This is a genomic window from Collinsella sp. AF37-9, assembly GCF_003475115.1.
Classification (GTDB): domain Bacteria; phylum Actinomycetota; class Coriobacteriia; order Coriobacteriales; family Coriobacteriaceae; genus Collinsella.
This window is the reverse complement of record NZ_QROQ01000022.1, coordinates 1-15391: the sequence shown is the minus strand read 5'-3', so window position 1 is coordinate 15391 and position 15391 is coordinate 1. Positions and strand designations below refer to the sequence as shown.

Genomic DNA, 15391 nt, shown 5'->3' with positions numbered 1-15391 from the left:
TCCCATGTCCGTTTATCAGTCCGCTCCCACGCTGGAGCAAGCGGCCATTACGGCCAAGGATTTCAACTTTTGGTACGGTGACTTTCATGCGCTGACGGGGCTTGACCTCAACATCGCCAAAAACGCCATCACCGCCTTCATTGGCCCTTCGGGCTGCGGCAAGTCGACGTTTTTGCGCTGCATCAACCGCATGAATGATCTGATCGAGGGTACGCGCGTCGGGGGCACCATGACGCTCGACGGCAATGATATCTATGCCGAGGGCGTCGACCCGGTCGACCTCCGTCGTCGCGTGGGCATGATCTTTCAGCAGCCCAACCCGTTTCCCAAATCCATCTACGAGAATGTCGCCTTTGGCCCTCGTCTGCAGGGCGTGACTAGCAAAAGCGACCTCGATGACATCGTGGAAGAATCGCTCAAGCGCGCCAACCTCTGGAAAGAGGTATCCAATCAGCTCAACAAGGATGGTTTGGCGCTCTCGGGCGGTCAGCAGCAGCGTCTGTGCATCGCGCGCGTGCTTGCGGTGCAACCCGATGTCCTCCTGATGGACGAGCCCTGCTCCGCCATCGATCCCACATCCGTCTCTAAGGTCGAGGATCTGATGGCCGAGCTGGCGCCCGAGATGACGATCATCATCGTCACGCATTCAATGCAGCAGGCAGCTCGTATCAGCGACTGCACCGCATTCTTCTTGCAGGAAGTTGCCGGCGAGCCCGCCACGCTCATCGAGTATGGTCAAACCGACGCAATCTTCACCAGCCCGGTGGACTCGCGGACGGAAGACTATATCACCGGCCGCTTTGGCTAATCGGTGCGACTAGTCCCAAGCCGATCGGACCTGGTCCGGTGCGTATTCACTGTGCGGGCGGCATGACCGCACCCAACTGATTGGAGTGAACCATGCGCAAACTGTTTTCCCGTCAGCTCATCGAGGCCCGTCACGAGATGCTGAGCATCTACGAGGCCGTCGATCTGGCCCTCCACGATGCCGTGAAGGCCTATGTGACCGACGACCGCAAGCTCGCCACCAAGACCAAGAAGCGCACGCTTTCGATTGACGCACGCTGCGCCAACCTGGAGGCCGTCTGCTACAACCTGATCGCCACGCAGTCACCGGTCGCCTCCGACTTCCGCCTGCTTCAGACGATCATCTACGTCGACTTTAACCTGCAGCGCATGACCGATAAAGTCCGTCAGATCTGCCGTGCCACGCGTCATATGATCAAGGCCGACATCTCGCTGCCCAAGGAGCTTGTCGGCACGGTCGAGGCCGAGGCTGAGGCCGTCTACCAGGTGCTGGGCTCTTCGCTTTCTGCGCTCGTCACCAATGACATGTCCATCATCTGCAACCTGGCCGTCGAGGACGAGCCAGTGCACGCCGCCTACGAGAAGTTCTTTCGCACCTTTAACCGTATGGATACGGGCGACTTTATGGACGACGACAGCAACTATGACGACCTGCGCCGCGCCATCATGGTTTCGCGCTACCTCGATCGCATTGCTTCGATTTCCATCGATGCCGCTTGCCGTCTGACTTTCCTGTTGACTGGTCAGCGTATGAACGCCGGCGATATCGCCCGTGTGGACGAGGATGAGCTCGAGAGCATGCGCGTGCCTTCGGGCGAGGGTGTTATCATGAGGCCCGCCGTCGACGCGCGCTACGTTGCCAAGGTGCCCGCCAACGAGGTCAGCGAGGGTCTTCGCTACCTGCTCGATCATCTTGAGGACGAGGACGATGGCGAGGACGACGAGGAGTAAGTAGCCCCGTTCGTCGAAAGATTGTAAATACCTAAGTGAGCGCGGCCTTGCACATGCGGGGCCGCGCTCTTGCGTTAGCATGGGACTACTTGTTTGGCTGTCAGCGGAGGCGATTGGCAATGGATAACTATTTGGATTTGATGCGCGCTCGCCGCGAGCAGATTCTGGAACGTTTTTATGCGGCGCTCGATCGCGCGGGCCGCCCCCACGACGCCGCGCGCCTCATTGCCGTGTCCAAGACCGTTGGTGTCGATGAGACTGTTGCTGCCATCCAGGCGGGGTATCGCCATTTTGCCGAGAACCGCCCGCAGGAGCTGGTTCGCAAGCTCACGGGTCTGGCGGAGCATCCGGAGCTGCCCGAGGTGCGCTTCGATATGATCGGCAACCTGCAGACCAATAAGATCAATGCGGTGCTGGGCTCAGCCGAGCTGATTCACTCGGTGGGTTCGCTGCATCTGGCACAGGCGATCTCGAGCCGTGCTGTCCGCAAGATTGAGGCAGGCGAGCTCGCCGGCCCCCAGCGTGTGCTCATCGAGGTCAATGTGAGTGGTGAGGAGTCGAAGGGAGGCTTTTCGCCCGATGAGATTCGCGCCGCCGCGGGTGAGCTTGCGGAACTTGAGGGAATTTGCGTACAGGGGCTTATGACTATGGCGCCCCGGGGGAATAAGGATGTGGCACGCCGCACCTTTGCGGGGCTTCGTGAGCTGAGGGATGAGCTGGAGGCTGCGCATCCCGATTTGAACCTGCCTGAGCTTTCCTGCGGCATGAGCGAGGACTTTGAGCCTGCCCTTGAGGAGGGCTCTACGCTCGTTCGCCTGGGCAGGGTAGTATTTAGCCCGGAGTTTGCAGTAAAATAAGGCTCTGAAGTGCGCACTGATTATCGGGGCGCCTGCACTAAACCGCGAGAGGACACAACCATGGGCTTCCTTGACGAGATTAAAAATAAGATGCACCTGGGCGGCCAGCAGGGTTACGACCAGGGTTATGGCCAGGACGACGACTACGGCTACGATGACGGCTATGACGATAGTTATCAGGGCAACGGCTACGGCGGTGCTTCGGGCGAGGGCTTCTACACCCAAGACGAGCCGAGCAACGGCCTGCTTGGTCAGACGCGCCGCGGTGAAGCTGAGTCGGTTGCCGTGTATACGCGCTCCGGTCAGCTGGTCGGCGATGACTCCCGCCATGCCACGACGTATAACCCGCCTTCGCGCTCGCAGGACAGTGTTGCGAGCGGTTATCGTCCTGGTGCCTATGACACGCCGTCGAGCTACGCCGAGAACACCCGCGCCCGTGCCGCCGCTGCGCCCGCGCCTGCACCGAGTGATGCCTCGGCCTATGCGAGCAATATCATCAACGCCACGCCGCAGCTGCCGGCCTATGTCCTGCGCCCCGAGAGCTATGACGACGTGGAGACCGTGGTGCGCCGCGTTCGCACCAAGCAGCCTGTCGCACTGATTTTTGTGGGCGTACGCACCGAAGTTGCTAAGCGCGTCTTGGACTTCTCTTACGGCTTTGCCTGCGGTCTGGGTGCCACGGTCAAGGAGGTGGGCGACCGCGTGTTCATGGTGCTGCCCGCCGGTTGCGAGGTCAAAGATTCCGATCTCAAGAAGCTTCGTGCGGACGGCTACCTTAAGTAAAGACAAGACGAGGAGATTCCCATCAACATCTACACTATCGTCCAGCTGGTCAACACGCTGTTCAACTTCTATTCCACGCTTATTGTCGTCTACTGCTTTATGACGTGGATTCCCATGAAGCAGGGTGGTTTGCTTCAGGATATTGCTGCGGTGCTCGATAGCGTGTGCGGTCCGTGGCTCAACCTGTTCCGTCGTTTCATCCCGCCGATGGGCGGTATCGATTTTTCGCCGGTCGTTGCGATTATTGCGTTGCAGTTGGTGCAGAGGCTGGTTCTGCAGCTTCTTATAGGTATACTCGTATAGAACTGACTTAGTAACTTACGTCGGGCGTGTAGCGCCGAGGCGATGAAAAAGGAGACTTGTTATGGCTATTACCCCTGCAGACATCCAGGCTCAGACTTTCTCTGAGGCCAAGCGTGGCTACGATCCTGCTGAGGTCGACGTCTTCTTGGAGACGCTGTCCTCCGAGGTTGACGCTATGCTCGCTAAGATCGTCGACCTTAAGGGTCGTCTGACTGCTACCGAGCAGCAGCTTGCCGATGCACAGGCTCAGCTTGCCCAGGCTCAGGATGCCACCGCCCAGGCCGTTCCTGCCGCCCCTGTGGCTGCTCCCGCCCCTGACTTCTCCGCTCAGGAGCGCCAGATTTCCGCTGCCCTGATCGCTGCCCAGCAGACCGCTGAGACCATCGTCAACGATGCCAACGAGAACGCTGAGCGTATCCGCAACGAGGCTGACGCTAAGGCCCGCGAGGTTATCCGCCAGGCTCTGACCGAAAAGCAGGCCGAGCTCGAGGAAATCGATCGTCTCAAGGCTTCCCGTGAGGAGTTCAAGGCAGAGTATCTCAAGCTCATCCAGCACTTCATGGACGATGCCCAGAACTCCTTCCCGGCCGACCTCATGGCCTCCACGCCGGTCGGTTCTGCCGCTTCTCCTGCAGTGACTGTTCCCGCCGAGCCGCTGCCCGTCGCTGACCCGGTTGTCCCCGTGGCCGATCCCTTTGCCCCGATCGACAACTTTGCTGCCGACGACCTGGACTAACATTCGGCCTACAATTTAGTGCCTAGAAAGGACCCGCAGCTTGCGGGTCCTTTTTTATGACTGTGCCGGGGTGCGTAACATAAAAAAACCGAGCCCTGCACATAGTGGCGCAGAACTCGGCGAACGGGTGAGCGGTCAAGGGTAGATTTTAAGGTATGTCCAAAAACTACTTGAGGAGGAAGTTGGAGAGGGGAATAGTGCGGGCCTCGCGATGCTCGGGATCGGCGATGTGGTCGGCGGGATAGCCACAGACGAGCATGTGATAGGGATAGACGCCCTTGGGCAGATTGAACTGCTCCTGTGCCACCTCAGGCTTAAAATGGCATACCCAGCACGTTCCTAGGCCCTGCTCGGTGGCCTCCATCATCATCTGATCACACACGATGGACGTATCGATTTCACTGGAATTCATCTGGTCATACGGGCGTACCCAAGCATCATCGGTAACGCAGCAAATAAGGAAGATGAGCGGAGCGCCAAAGATAGACCCATCACGAGCAAACCGAGGCTGACAAGCAGCAGCCTTCTCCAACAGCTCAGGCGTATCCAGCACCATCACACGGGCTGGATGATTATTACAAGCAGAAGGAGCAATACGCCCAGCCTCAACAATGGCATCCACCACAGCCTGCTCAACAGAACGGTCCTCAAAAGAACGACAAGAATACCGACCACGAGCCAGATCCAAATAAGACATACAAGCCCTCCTAAAATTAAAAATCAAACAAACCAAAAGTAACCCAAAGAGTACCCAAAGCAGCAATCAGCCAAACGCTCATCAAGGGCCAAAGTGTCCGAACGGGTACCATAGGTCCCTTCAGCCAAACCCCCATCGCGCTACAACTATCAGCCAAAGTTCCCAATGGTGGTACGTAAGGCGAAGGGCCGGCCACGGTTTACTTTCGAACGACTCTGCAAAGCAGCCGGAGTGAGAAAGCAAACCGTGGCCGGCCCTTCGCCGCCGGGACACGTACCCCCAATTAACTGTTCTTCATGACAATCGAATCCACGACATCGGCCACATTCTCGCAGCAGTCGGCGCAGTACTCCAGGAAGGCGTACACGTCACGCCAAGCGATGACCTCGAGCGGGTCCTTGCCGTTAACGTGCAGGTTACGCATGGCGTTGATATAGAGCTCGTCGGCCTCGGACTCGATGGTGTTGATCTGGATGACGAGCTCGCGCAGCGTCTTGGACTTGCGGTAGTTAGGCAGCTCGACCATCAGGTCCTTCATGGCGCGGCAGGCGTCGGTCACCTTGTGGGCGATGACGATGGCGTCGGGATGGATGCTCTGGATGTTGGTGAAGTAGACGCGCTGCACGACGCCCTCGATACGGTCGAGCACGGTGTCGAGCGAGCAGCTCATCAGATCCAGGTCCTCGCGCTCAAGCGGGGTGATAAAGGCCGTGAGCAGGGCGTCCTCAAGCTCATGGTGCTTCTTGTCGGCCGCATGCTCGATCGCGTGCATCTTGTCGAGCATATCGTGAATCTTCGCGGGATCGAAGTTCTCGAAAATCTTGGTAAGCAGCTCGGCGGCCTGGACGGCAAGATCGGCGCAGGCGACGTAGTTGTCAAAGTAGAACGAATCGGGTTTCTTTGCCATGAGTGGGTCCTTTCGAGGCGAAGACGGGTGGGCGAAGTTTTGCGGTCCGGATGGACGCTCGGTGTGGCTAGAGGAACATCATGAACAGCTTGGCCATGACAAAGCTGATGAGTCCGCAGGCGGGGAAGGTGAAGAACCAGGTGAACATCATGTCCTTGACGACGCCGAAGTTGATGGCCGAGAGGCGTTTGACGGCACCGACGCCCATGATGGCGCAGGTCTTGATGTGCGTGGAGGACACGGGGATGCCGGTAAGGGTGGCAAGCAGCAGGTTCGCGGCGCCCGCCAGGTCGGCGGAGAAGCCCTGGTACTTTTCGAGCTTGACCATGCTCTGGCCAACGGACTTGATGATGCGCTCGCCGCCCACGCTGGTGCCGATGCCCATGGTGGCCGAGCATAGCAGCATAATCCAGATGGGGATGCCGGCATCGCCGACGCTCGTCTGGCCGCTGGCAAAGGCCACGCCTAAAAAGAGCACGCCGATGAACTTCTGTCCATCCTGCGCGCCGTGCATAAAGCTCATGGCCGCAGCGCTCGCGATCTGAGCGTATTTAAAGAAGACATTGGCACGTCGCCTGTTGGCGGCGGCGAAAAGAATCGAGACGAGCTTGCACAGGACCCAGCCCATGACAAAGCCCAGGCCGATGGAGAGCGCCAGGCCGTAGATGACCTTCATCCACTCGTGGACGTTGACGCTGCTCGCACCGCCGAGGGCGATGGCGGCACCGGTCAGGCCGGCGATAAGGCTGTGGCTTTGCGAGGTGGGGATGCCAAAACGCGACGCTGTGGCGCCGTAGACGACGATGGAGAACAGCGCCGCGCACAGGCAGGCGAGCGCCATGGTACTGTTTCCGCCAAAGTCGACAATATGGGAGATGGTGTTGGCGACGCTCGCGTTAAAGTGCGTCATGATGAGCACGCCGAGGAAGTTGAATGCGGCACTCATGAGAATGGCGGCGCGGGCGGGCATGCAACGCGTAGTGACGCAGGTCGCGATGGCGTTGGGTGCGTCGGTCCATCCATTGACGAAGATGGCGCCGAGCGCGAGGATCACGGTGACGGCAAGGACTGGGTTCGACACAAGTTGGCCGAGGAAGGTTGAGAACGTTACGTCCATATATGGGCTTTCTCGAAGTTTGCAGGCACGTTACAGAAACATGATAAATCGTATCACCTCCTGCGGGTTTCTTTACCGAGTTCTGATGGGAGCAGTGAATTTTTTGGCACTAAAATTGAATATTATCCCTGTTGACCGCGGGTGTTCTTTTTGCTAACACGCCATGCGGACACATGCGATCGCTCCGGCACCCCAAAACCACAGCCTGTTCGCTTTACAACATGCAAACATGCGTTCGATAATAGGAGGCATGGAATATCGACAGACAGACGGCAAAACTCGGCGCGTGCACAAGCAGTATGTGGACGTCGTGGCTCGCATTCTCGCGGGCGGACAGGTTGTGCCGGTTACCGTCTGCTGGGTTGACGGTCGCTGCTTTACGATTGACGAGATTGTCTCGTCCACCGGTTTTGGCCTGACGGTTCACGGCATTCGTACGGCGACTTATAAGGTTCGTTTTGGCGGACATGCGACCGAACTGTATCTGGAAGAACAGGCACGCGAGCGACCGGATGGCTCGCAGACTCATCTGATGCGTTGGTGGGTGTGGGCGTTCGACCGAACACTCGAGAGCGAGCGCCGCAGGTAAGAACGCGTGGCGTTCGGGTACAATGGCAGGAAACTTGTCAGCTACGGCGCCGTCGCGGTGCTTTTTGAAAGGACGAAATTATGAACGATATCCAGGGCTATCAGAATGGCCCCATCGAGACCGGCGCAAGCCGTGCCAAGGAGATGTCGCCGCGCGCGTACAACCTTGTCATGTCTGCTCTGATCTTTTTGGGCTTTTGCGCCATGGGCGCCGGTGCTTACTTTACGAGCACCATGTCGTTTGCGCGCATGATGATGAGCGGCGCCGCTTTGCCGCTGGTCTTTGGCTCATTTATTTTGACCATCGTCGGCATGGTCATGATGTCGGCTGCTGCCAGCAAACAGTCCGTGGGCCTGTCACTCGTGGGCTACGTGGTCTTTGCGAGCACCTTTGGCCTGACGGCGTCGTTTGGTCTTGCCAACTACGACCTGCCTACCATTAACACCGCCTTTATCGCCACGGCCGCCATTACCTTTGTCTTTGGTGCGCTGGGCGTGACCTTCCCCAAGTTCTTCCAGCGTGTGTATGGCATTGGTTTTGGCATCCTGCTTGCCACGATTCTGGTCGAGATCGTGCTGATGTTCATGGGCGTTTCGCAGTCCATCACCGACCTGATCGTGATCGTGGTGTTCGCCGGCTTCATCGGCTACGACACCTATGTGGCAACGACGGTGCCGCCCACGCTGCCCAACGCCGCGCTCATGGCATCCAACCTGTTCGTGGACATCATCAACGTGTTCCTGCGCATTCTGAACATCCTCGGCCGTCGCGATTAAAGCGCGGCATTGCGATGCTTCCTGCCGGACACGGTAAAACGATGCGAAAGGCGGTCCTTCGGGGCCGTCTTTTTTGTGCGCGGCGGGGTATCATGGATGGGAAAAGCCGATAGCGGCAGCGACAGGAAAGGTGACCACGTATGGCAGACGTCGACAACAGGAACCGTAACCGCAGGTCCAACCGAGCGGGTCAGCCCAATCCCAAGCGCGAGGCTCGTGCCAAGGCCGCCGAGCGCCATGTGATGACTGTGTCCGAGGCCTGCGCCAAGGATATCGAGCGTTCGCTTGCTGGTGCTCGCGAGTTTGACGGCATGCCTGCCGGCTTTGTCGCGGCGATGAAGGCCAAGGCCCAAGCGGCTGCGGCTGCCGAGGAGCCGGTTGCCGAGGAGTCTGAGTCCGCCGAGGTCGAGGCCGCTGAGGTTGCGTCCGTCGAGACCGAGGTCACGGACGAGTCTGCGCCTGCCGAGGAACCCGCAGAGACCGAGTCCGCGCCTGCCGAGGAGCCCGCTCCGACCCTGCCCGAGGTCACCGTGCTTGATGCCTCCGCCACGCAGGCCATTCTGGACAACGGCCGTGGCTATGCGCAGTTCTGCGACATGGCAGTGCTCGCCTTTGCCTCGTTTACCAATCCGGGCGGTGGATATATTCAGGGTTATCTGGGCCAGGAGGCCACGCTGTGCGCCGATTCGTATCTGTACAACGTTCTCGATAAGCAGCGTAAGTGGTACGGCGAGAACCGTCGCCGCAACATCAACTGCGAGCTCTATCGTAACCGCGCCCTGGTGGTGCCTGCGGTGCGCTTCGACCGCAACCACGTGCATGCATACGCCGACGTGATCGTGGCCGCCGCGCCCAACGTTAGGCGCGCCCGCCAGGAGTATCGCGTGAGCGACGATGCTCTGCTGGATGCCCTGCGCGACCGCATTCGCTTTGTGCTCGCCATCTGCGATGAGCTTGGTCGCGAGAAGCTCGTGCTGGGTGCTTGGGGCTGCGACAACAACGGCTTTGATGCCGAGGCCGTGGCCGAGCTCTTCCGCAAGGAGCTCGCGTCGGGCGACTTCAAGGTCAAGCAGGTCTTCTTTGCCGTGCCCTCTACGCGCTGGGACGAGGACTTCGCCAAGTTCGAGCACGTGCTGGCAAACTTCCCCGAGCGCAACGAGGAGTCCTATGCTCAGGTTGCCGCCCGCACCGCAGCCGCCCGTGCCGCCGAGCAGGCTCAGGCCGCTGCCGAGGATGACGAGGATGACGACGACTGGCGCAAGTACCTGTAAACGGTGCGCGTGATGCGATATACCGAGCCGACGGGGGCTGCTCCCGTCGGCTTTTTATTGAGTGGGGAGCTTACGATGAAAAACGTTCTATGCTTTGGTGACAGCAACACCTATGGTTACGATCCGGCGGGCATGCGCGACGGTACCGCGGTGCGCTATGCGCAGGATGTGCGCTGGTGTGGCGTGGTCCAACGTGACTTAGGCGAGGGCTGGCATGTAATTGAAGAAGGCCTCAACGGCCGCACGACGGTACGCGACGACATGTGCCATCTGGACACTAACCTCAACGGTATTCGCGCGCTTCCGATGCTGCTCGAGGCCCATAAGCCGCTGGACGCCATTGTGATCATGCTGGGCACCAACGACTGTAAGACGGTCTTTAACGTGACAGCTTCCGATATCGCCCGTGGCGCCATGGCGCTGATTCGCGCCGTCCGCGCGTTTCCGTGGACCGACGCTGCGCCTTGCCCGCGCATCCTGCTGATGGCTCCTATCAAGATCAAGCCGCAGATCGCCGATGTGTATATGACCGACTTTGACGAGCATTCCGTTGAGGCATCTGAGCTTTTTGGCGAGTACTATGCGCACGTGGCCGAGCAGTTTGGCTGCGACTTTTTGAATGCCGCCGAGTTTGCCGAGCCGGGCGATATCGACTATCTGCATATGATGCCCGAAAGCCACGAGAGCTTGGGACATGCCGTGGCAGCCAAGCTCCAAGAGATGCTCGGTGAGTAGCGCGACCCCAAGCCACCGCAAAGGGGACAGGCACCTTTGCGGTGGTTTTGCCCGGGTAAACGAACGGATTGGCTGCCATATGGGCATGGACGAGCTCATCGACCTCTTTGCCGAGGGCGATGAGCTCGTCTCCAATACCGCTTTTGAGGATTTGGATCTTGCCTACGACGTGGCGAACGGCGCGACCTTCGATGGCGTTGTGTTCCGATCTTGCGAGTTCGATAGCGTTGACTGGAGCGGCTCGACGTTTCGCGACGTGGTGTTTCGCGGTTGCCGCTTTATCCGCTGCAACATGGAAGGCTGCTGGCTCAGCCGCTGCGACTTCGTTGACTGCTCGGCACCGGGACTCAACTTGCTCAAGGCGCGCCTGTCGAGCGTGTCGTTTGGATCGTGCGATTTGAGCTATGCGAACCTTTCGGAGGGACGCATTGGCCCTATGACAGCATGCGATACACGTCTGAGAGAGGCTGCGTTTCAGGGTGCCAAGCTGGGTCAGATACGCCTGGATGGCTGTGACCTGACGCGTGTTGATGTGTTCAAGACGTCGCTTTCCGGCGTTGATGTGTCGCGCTGTACATTTGCAGCGCCCGTTGTTTCGGGCGATTACCATGAGTTGCGTGGCTTGACGGTCAATGCCGAGCAGGCGCTGGCACTCTCGGGTTTGTTGGGAATTCAACTCGCCGACGAATAGGCGCTCTGGTCCTTTGCTCGACCGCTATCTAAAATCAAACCGTCGCAACATTTAATGATTTTTCGCGTTTGCACGATTTTCATCGAATGTTGCGACGGTTTTTGGTGCAAGGTAGCCTGTCTCTTTTTGGCAGGTTACTGGCTATTTAGTACTGCCACATGTGGTTGACAGGGCCGGAGCCTTTGCCCATGTTCAGGCCGGCGGCGAGAGCGCCGGTCAGGTAGGCCTTGCCGGCGTTGATGGCGTCGGCAAGTTCCATGCCCTGGGCCAGCGCGCAAGCGATGGCGGATGAGAGCGTACAGCCGGTGCCGTGCGTGTTGCTGGTCTCAATGCGCTTGTGGCGAAACCACGTAGTGAGCGGATCGCCCAGGTGGTTGCCCTCGTCATCGAGGGGCGCAGGCTCGGCCAGTACGTCGTTGGCCTCGTTGACAAAATGACCGCCCTTAACCAAGGCTGCGCAGCCAAAGCGGCGGGTGAGGAGCATAGCGGCATTTTGTTGCGTGCGCTCGGAATCGACCTCGTAGTCGAGCAGCGTCATGGCCTCGGGAATGTTGGGCGTGATGACCGTTGCCAACGGGAACAGGCGGCGGGTGAGTGCCTCGGAGGCATCCTCGGCAATCAAGCGCGCGCCCGAGGTGGCGACCATGACGGGGTCGACGACCACGTTGGTTGCGTTCCAAGCGCTCAAGCGGTCTGCGATGACTTCGATAATCTCGGCAGAGGAGACCATGCCAATCTTGACGGAACTCGGGCGGATATCGTCAAAGACAGCGTCAATTTGCGCGGCTACGATATCTGGCGAGATATCCTGCACGGCGGTGACGCCCAGTGTGTTTTGCGCTGTGATGGCGGTGATGGCCGTCTCGGCATACAGGCGGTGCGCCGTGATGGTCTTGATGTCGGCCTGAATGCCGGCACCGCCGCTGGAATCGGATCCCGCGATGGATAGAACGGCGGGTACCTTGCTGCGATCCATGTTCGCTCCCTCGTTCGGTCGGATTCAAATGGGTCTTCAATCCGCATTATAAAGATGCCCGGGCCGGCTGTATGCCGATCCCGGGCGGGCGGTGCAATCTTTACGTAAATATAAACAAATGTTCACATGTCAACAATTGACGAGCACCTTGTTGCCGATTGTGGCTCCAATGACGCGTTAATCCTCCATGCCAAGATCGATCGTCGTGCCCTCGAACACCTTGTTGACGGTACGGACGGCGCACATCTTGCCACACATGGTGCAGGTGCCCTCGGTGGCGGCGGGGGATTCCTCGTAGCGCTTCTTACCGGTGACCGGATCGAGAGCACACTTCCACATGGCATCCCAGTCGAGCTTGCGACGTGCCTGGCCCATCTTGTCATCCATGTCGCGGGCGTGCGGCACCTTCTTGGCGATATCGGCGGCGTGCGCGGCAATCTTGGTGGCCATGAGGCCATCGAGCACGTCCTGGGCGTTGGGCAGGCACAGGTGCTCGGCCGGCGTCACGTAGCACAGGAAGTCGGCACCGGAGCTGGCGGAGATGGCGCCGCCGATGGCAGCGGTGATGTGGTCGTAACCCACGCCGATATCGGTCACCAGCGGCCCGAGCACATAGAACGGGGCATTGTGGCACAGGCGCTTCTGCAGTTTCATGTTGGCGGCGATCTCGTCGAGCGCCATGTGACCCGGACCCTCGACCATGACCTGGACGCCGGCAGCCCAAGCGCGCTTGCACAGCTTGCCCAGCTCGATCATCTCAGCGGTCTCGGTGGCGTCGTTGGAGTCGTAGAGGCAGCCCGGGCGGCAGGAGTCGCCGAGCGAAATCGTCACGTCGTACTCGTGGCAGATCTCGAGCAGCTCGTCAAAGTACTCGTAGAAGGGGTTTTCGTTGCCGGTGACCTCCATCCAGCCAAACAGCAGCGAGCCGCCGCGGCTCACGATGTTCATCAAGCGGCCGGTCTCCTTAAAGGTCTTGGTGACCGACTTGTTGATGCCGCAGTGGATGGTCATAAAGTCCACGCCGTCCTCGGCGTGCGCGCGCACGACCTCGAACAGGTCATCCTTGGTAAGCTTGACCAGCGGCTTTTCCATGTAGCCGATGGCGTCGTACATGGGGACGGTGCCCACCATGAGCGGCGTCTCGTCGATGAGCTGCTGGCGGAACTGGCGCGTCTTGCCCGAGTTGGAAAGGTCCATGATGGCGTCGGCGCCAAAGTCCTCGGCGATCTTGACCTTCTTCCATTCCTCGGCGGCATCGGCTTTATCGCCCGAGATGCCCAGGTTGACGTTGACCTTAGTAGACAGGCCCTCGCCGACACCAAAGGCGCGCATGCCTTTTTTGATGTGCACGATGTTGGCGGGAATGGCGATGCGGCCGTCGGCCACGCGCTCGCGGATGTACTCGGGGTCGCGATGCTCTCGCTCGGCGACTTCCTTCATCTGCGGCGTGATCTGCCCGGCGCGGGCGAAGTCGATTTGCGTGACGAGCTTGGGCTCGGTCTGTGTGCTCATTGGCACGGCTCCCTTCGTTGGCATTACCCATATCAGGTTTGCGGGTCAGGGCGGGCGCGCCCAGTCTCAGCCTGCCGTCTTGTCCTGCAAGCTCCCCGTTTATGTAATGGGCTCAAGTATAGCTCGAATGGGTACGATTGGCCTAACGAGCGTGCCTGTGGGGAGGCGAACATGGAAGACAAGCATCTATATCAAGAGACGCAATGGGATGTATCGGCCGAGGAAAGCCGTGCGCACCATGGCCTTGTCGCGATTGGTTTTGCGGTGCTTGCCGTGCTGGTGATTGCCTTTTGTATCTGGACGTTTGGCGGTCACGGCGGCGCTGCATGGGAGTTCGAGGCCGACGATGCCCTGCCGATCATGACAGTGAAGGTTACGGGCGGCAATACCGTTGCCGCGCCGGGCGACTATTGGTATCCGCGCGACGAGTTTGTGCAGCTGCAGTTGAGCGGCGGGTCTATTCCGGGCGAAGAAATCGAACGCGTGACGTATGATGCGGCGCTCAAAACGCTGACGGTGAAGCTCAAGAATCAGGGCGACGTGCCTACGACTATGGATATCGCGCTGACGGAATGGCGCTTGGAGCCCCCATCGGGTGTTGCGGTGTCCGAGGTAGAGCACGTTAAGATTACCTACCAAAATGGCTCGACAAACGAAGTTGCCAAAGCCGACGGCTTGGCGGAATAGACGCCGTGCCTAGGCAGCACATTCAAAAGTAGCGGTGGTCCTACAAGGTCTGTTCGTTCAGGAAGACCAAAGTGTTCTTATTTGAAAGCTCGGGAAAGTGACGATAACCAACGTCAAACGCGGTGAGCCCGCTTACATCCTCGAGCTTGTTTTCTGCCATCCAGCGCACCATGGAACCACGTGCCTTTTTGCTGGCGGTCGACCGTTGGATGGGCTTCCCGTTGCGGATACCCTCGCCAAAGAGGCATGTGACGGCCGTGGCGTCGCCCGCGAGGTGGGGCAGAACGGTTTTGGCATACTCTACGCTGGCGAGGTTGACGATCGTAGCGTTGGAGCCCGCCGGAGCGATGGCCCGCGCGAGCTTGTCGTTCCAAAACGCGTAGAGGTCTCGGGCATCGTCAACGGCGAGCTTCGCGCCCATCTCCAGCCGATACGGTTCGACGGCATGAAAGGGACGAACGCACCCGTAGAGGCCGGAGAGGATCCACAGATGGTCTTGCAGCCAGGCAAGCTGCGCGGAATCCATCACCTCGGGTGCCATGCTCTGGTATTGAATCCCGTGATAGGACATGACGGCAGGGGAGAGGTGACGGGCGAGTACGGGATTGTCGAGATCGCCGCTTTTCAGGATGGGCCCGAACTCATGCAGGGTGTTGAGGCAAGGTCCCAGCAGTTTGTCACTCACGTTCCACAGCGCCTGCAGGCCGCCGCTGCCTTCATTCCGCTCGATATCTAGCAGTGCGCGGTGGAGGCGAGCCGTCTCGCGCACAAAGGGTGGGATGCCCAGGACTTCAAAAGCATCTTGGGCCGCGCGCATCTGCTTGGCGGGCGAAATGATGACCTGCAGCATGGACTCTCCTCTGCCAAAAAGGAAGTTGCGGTGGAATACGGTCTGTTTTGGCCGTTTATGGGCCAGTTTAGTCCGTATTTCACCGCAACTGACGAAGGGTTGGTGGCGCGCGCAGACGTGGTGTAAGAGCGTCCCGAGGTCCGTCG

At 59.3% G+C, this 15391-nt stretch carries 18 protein-coding genes and 1 riboswitch; of the genes, 12 read left to right on the top strand and 6 right to left on the bottom strand.

The features are described from left to right. The first annotated feature begins 4 nt into the window (after positions 1 to 4). The 6 genes from pstB to DW024_RS07270 all read left to right on the top strand — a co-directional run bounded on the left by pstB (position 5) and on the right by DW024_RS07270 (position 4437). Positions 5 to 808, top strand: coding sequence for a phosphate ABC transporter ATP-binding protein PstB (gene pstB / locus DW024_RS07295; RefSeq protein WP_118377354.1), 804 nt, complete (start codon positions 5 to 7; stop codon positions 806 to 808). Positions 809 to 900: 92 nt separating this feature from the next. Then, complete coding sequence (locus DW024_RS07290; protein ID WP_118065205.1) at positions 901 to 1758, top strand: PhoU domain-containing protein; 858 nt, start codon at positions 901 to 903, stop codon at positions 1756 to 1758. 119 nt (positions 1759 to 1877) lie between these two features. Continuing rightward, positions 1878 to 2615: a YggS family pyridoxal phosphate-dependent enzyme gene (locus tag DW024_RS07285; RefSeq protein ID WP_089571590.1), complete on the top strand. Its 738-nt coding sequence runs from the start codon at positions 1878 to 1880 to the stop codon at positions 2613 to 2615. A 60-nt stretch (positions 2616 to 2675) separates the two neighbouring features. Further along, positions 2676 to 3398, top strand: coding sequence for a cell division protein SepF (locus DW024_RS07280; protein ID WP_089571591.1), 723 nt, complete (start codon positions 2676 to 2678; stop codon positions 3396 to 3398). 15 nt (positions 3399 to 3413) lie between these two features. After that, complete coding sequence (locus DW024_RS07275) at positions 3414 to 3701, top strand: YggT family protein (protein ID WP_040358293.1); 288 nt, start codon at positions 3414 to 3416, stop codon at positions 3699 to 3701. A 61-nt stretch (positions 3702 to 3762) separates the two neighbouring features. Next, complete coding sequence (locus DW024_RS07270; protein WP_006234242.1) at positions 3763 to 4437, top strand: DivIVA domain-containing protein; 675 nt, start codon at positions 3763 to 3765, stop codon at positions 4435 to 4437. Positions 4438 to 4603: 166 nt separating this feature from the next. On the opposite strand, the gene DW024_RS07265 is transcribed toward DW024_RS07270, so the two are convergent. From DW024_RS07265 to DW024_RS07255, 3 genes are all read right to left on the bottom strand, one after another. Then, the gene (locus DW024_RS07265) at positions 4604 to 5134 is read right to left on the bottom strand and encodes a nitroreductase family protein (protein WP_118065206.1); all 531 of its coding nucleotides are present in this window, start codon (positions 5132 to 5134) and stop codon (positions 4604 to 4606) included. A 283-nt stretch (positions 5135 to 5417) separates the two neighbouring features. Next, positions 5418 to 6041, bottom strand: a complete 624-nt coding sequence (locus DW024_RS07260; protein WP_055251695.1) for a DUF47 domain-containing protein — start codon at positions 6039 to 6041, stop codon at positions 5418 to 5420. 67 nt (positions 6042 to 6108) lie between these two features. Beyond that, positions 6109 to 7158: an inorganic phosphate transporter gene (locus tag DW024_RS07255; RefSeq protein WP_117584218.1), complete on the bottom strand. Its 1050-nt coding sequence runs from the start codon at positions 7156 to 7158 to the stop codon at positions 6109 to 6111. A gap of 250 nt (positions 7159 to 7408) precedes the next feature. Between DW024_RS07255 and DW024_RS07250 the strand changes: the two genes are divergently transcribed. From DW024_RS07250 to DW024_RS07230, 5 genes are all read left to right on the top strand, one after another. Then, a complete protein-coding gene (locus DW024_RS07250) occupies positions 7409 to 7747 on the top strand; it encodes a hypothetical protein (protein WP_118377353.1) in 339 nt (112 codons plus the stop codon). Between the two features lie 80 nt (positions 7748 to 7827). After that, entirely contained in the window at positions 7828 to 8523 is a 696-nt protein-coding gene (locus tag DW024_RS07245; protein ID WP_118377352.1) for a Bax inhibitor-1 family protein, read from the top strand. 140 nt (positions 8524 to 8663) lie between these two features. Continuing rightward, positions 8664 to 9794 (top strand): TIGR02452 family protein, encoded by a 1131-nt coding sequence (locus DW024_RS07240; protein ID WP_118065210.1) that lies wholly within the window; start codon positions 8664 to 8666, stop codon positions 9792 to 9794. A gap of 75 nt (positions 9795 to 9869) precedes the next feature. Further along, the gene (locus DW024_RS07235) at positions 9870 to 10529 is read left to right on the top strand and encodes an SGNH/GDSL hydrolase family protein (protein ID WP_158563834.1); all 660 of its coding nucleotides are present in this window, start codon (positions 9870 to 9872) and stop codon (positions 10527 to 10529) included. A 79-nt stretch (positions 10530 to 10608) separates the two neighbouring features. Continuing rightward, positions 10609 to 11220, top strand: coding sequence for a pentapeptide repeat-containing protein (locus DW024_RS07230; RefSeq protein WP_082435543.1), 612 nt, complete (start codon positions 10609 to 10611; stop codon positions 11218 to 11220). 145 nt (positions 11221 to 11365) lie between these two features. Here DW024_RS07230 and thiD read toward each other — a convergent pair whose 3' ends face one another. Further along, positions 11366 to 12196: a bifunctional hydroxymethylpyrimidine kinase/phosphomethylpyrimidine kinase gene (thiD, locus tag DW024_RS07225; protein ID WP_118065214.1), complete on the bottom strand. Its 831-nt coding sequence runs from the start codon at positions 12194 to 12196 to the stop codon at positions 11366 to 11368. A 177-nt stretch (positions 12197 to 12373) separates the two neighbouring features. Continuing rightward, positions 12374 to 13708: a phosphomethylpyrimidine synthase ThiC gene (gene thiC, locus DW024_RS07220; protein WP_099431544.1), complete on the bottom strand. Its 1335-nt coding sequence runs from the start codon at positions 13706 to 13708 to the stop codon at positions 12374 to 12376. After that, positions 13701 to 13816: riboswitch (TPP riboswitch) on the bottom strand. (Overlaps the previous gene by 8 nt.) 63 nt (positions 13817 to 13879) lie before the next feature. Here thiC and DW024_RS07215 point away from each other — a divergent pair. Further along, positions 13880 to 14395 carry a hypothetical protein gene (locus DW024_RS07215; protein ID WP_118377351.1) on the top strand — a complete coding sequence of 172 codons (516 nt, stop codon included), beginning with the start codon at positions 13880 to 13882 and terminating at the stop codon, positions 14393 to 14395. A 40-nt stretch (positions 14396 to 14435) separates the two neighbouring features. Here DW024_RS07215 and DW024_RS07210 read toward each other — a convergent pair whose 3' ends face one another. Continuing rightward, a complete protein-coding gene (locus DW024_RS07210) occupies positions 14436 to 15245 on the bottom strand; it encodes a YaaA family protein (RefSeq protein WP_118065218.1) in 810 nt (269 codons plus the stop codon). Between the last annotated feature and the right edge of the window lie 146 nt (positions 15246 to 15391).

Excerpts from the sequence above, each read along its gene's own strand:
- pstB (WP_118377354.1), top strand. The coding sequence starts at position 5 with ATGTCCGTTTATCAGTCCGCTCCCACGCTGGAGCAAGCGGCCATTACG.
- DW024_RS07290 (WP_118065205.1), top strand. The coding sequence starts at position 901 with ATGCGCAAACTGTTTTCCCGTCAGCTCATCGAGGCCCGTCACGAGATG.
- DW024_RS07285 (WP_089571590.1), top strand. The coding sequence starts at position 1,878 with ATGGATAACTATTTGGATTTGATGCGCGCTCGCCGCGAGCAGATTCTG.
- DW024_RS07280 (WP_089571591.1), top strand. The coding sequence starts at position 2,676 with ATGGGCTTCCTTGACGAGATTAAAAATAAGATGCACCTGGGCGGCCAG.
- DW024_RS07270 (WP_006234242.1), top strand. The coding sequence starts at position 3,763 with ATGGCTATTACCCCTGCAGACATCCAGGCTCAGACTTTCTCTGAGGCC.
- DW024_RS07265 (WP_118065206.1), bottom strand. The coding sequence starts at position 5,134 with ATGTCTTATTTGGATCTGGCTCGTGGTCGGTATTCTTGTCGTTCTTTT.
- DW024_RS07260 (WP_055251695.1), bottom strand. The coding sequence starts at position 6,041 with ATGGCAAAGAAACCCGATTCGTTCTACTTTGACAACTACGTCGCCTGC.
- DW024_RS07255 (WP_117584218.1), bottom strand. The coding sequence starts at position 7,158 with ATGGACGTAACGTTCTCAACCTTCCTCGGCCAACTTGTGTCGAACCCA.
- DW024_RS07250 (WP_118377353.1), top strand. The coding sequence starts at position 7,409 with ATGGAATATCGACAGACAGACGGCAAAACTCGGCGCGTGCACAAGCAG.
- DW024_RS07245 (WP_118377352.1), top strand. The coding sequence starts at position 7,828 with ATGAACGATATCCAGGGCTATCAGAATGGCCCCATCGAGACCGGCGCA.
- DW024_RS07240 (WP_118065210.1), top strand. The coding sequence starts at position 8,664 with ATGGCAGACGTCGACAACAGGAACCGTAACCGCAGGTCCAACCGAGCG.
- DW024_RS07235 (WP_158563834.1), top strand. The coding sequence starts at position 9,870 with ATGAAAAACGTTCTATGCTTTGGTGACAGCAACACCTATGGTTACGAT.
- DW024_RS07230 (WP_082435543.1), top strand. The coding sequence starts at position 10,609 with ATGGGCATGGACGAGCTCATCGACCTCTTTGCCGAGGGCGATGAGCTC.
- thiD (WP_118065214.1), bottom strand. The coding sequence starts at position 12,196 with ATGGATCGCAGCAAGGTACCCGCCGTTCTATCCATCGCGGGATCCGAT.
- thiC (WP_099431544.1), bottom strand. The coding sequence starts at position 13,708 with ATGAGCACACAGACCGAGCCCAAGCTCGTCACGCAAATCGACTTCGCC.
- DW024_RS07215 (WP_118377351.1), top strand. The coding sequence starts at position 13,880 with ATGGAAGACAAGCATCTATATCAAGAGACGCAATGGGATGTATCGGCC.
- DW024_RS07210 (WP_118065218.1), bottom strand. The coding sequence starts at position 15,245 with ATGCTGCAGGTCATCATTTCGCCCGCCAAGCAGATGCGCGCGGCCCAA.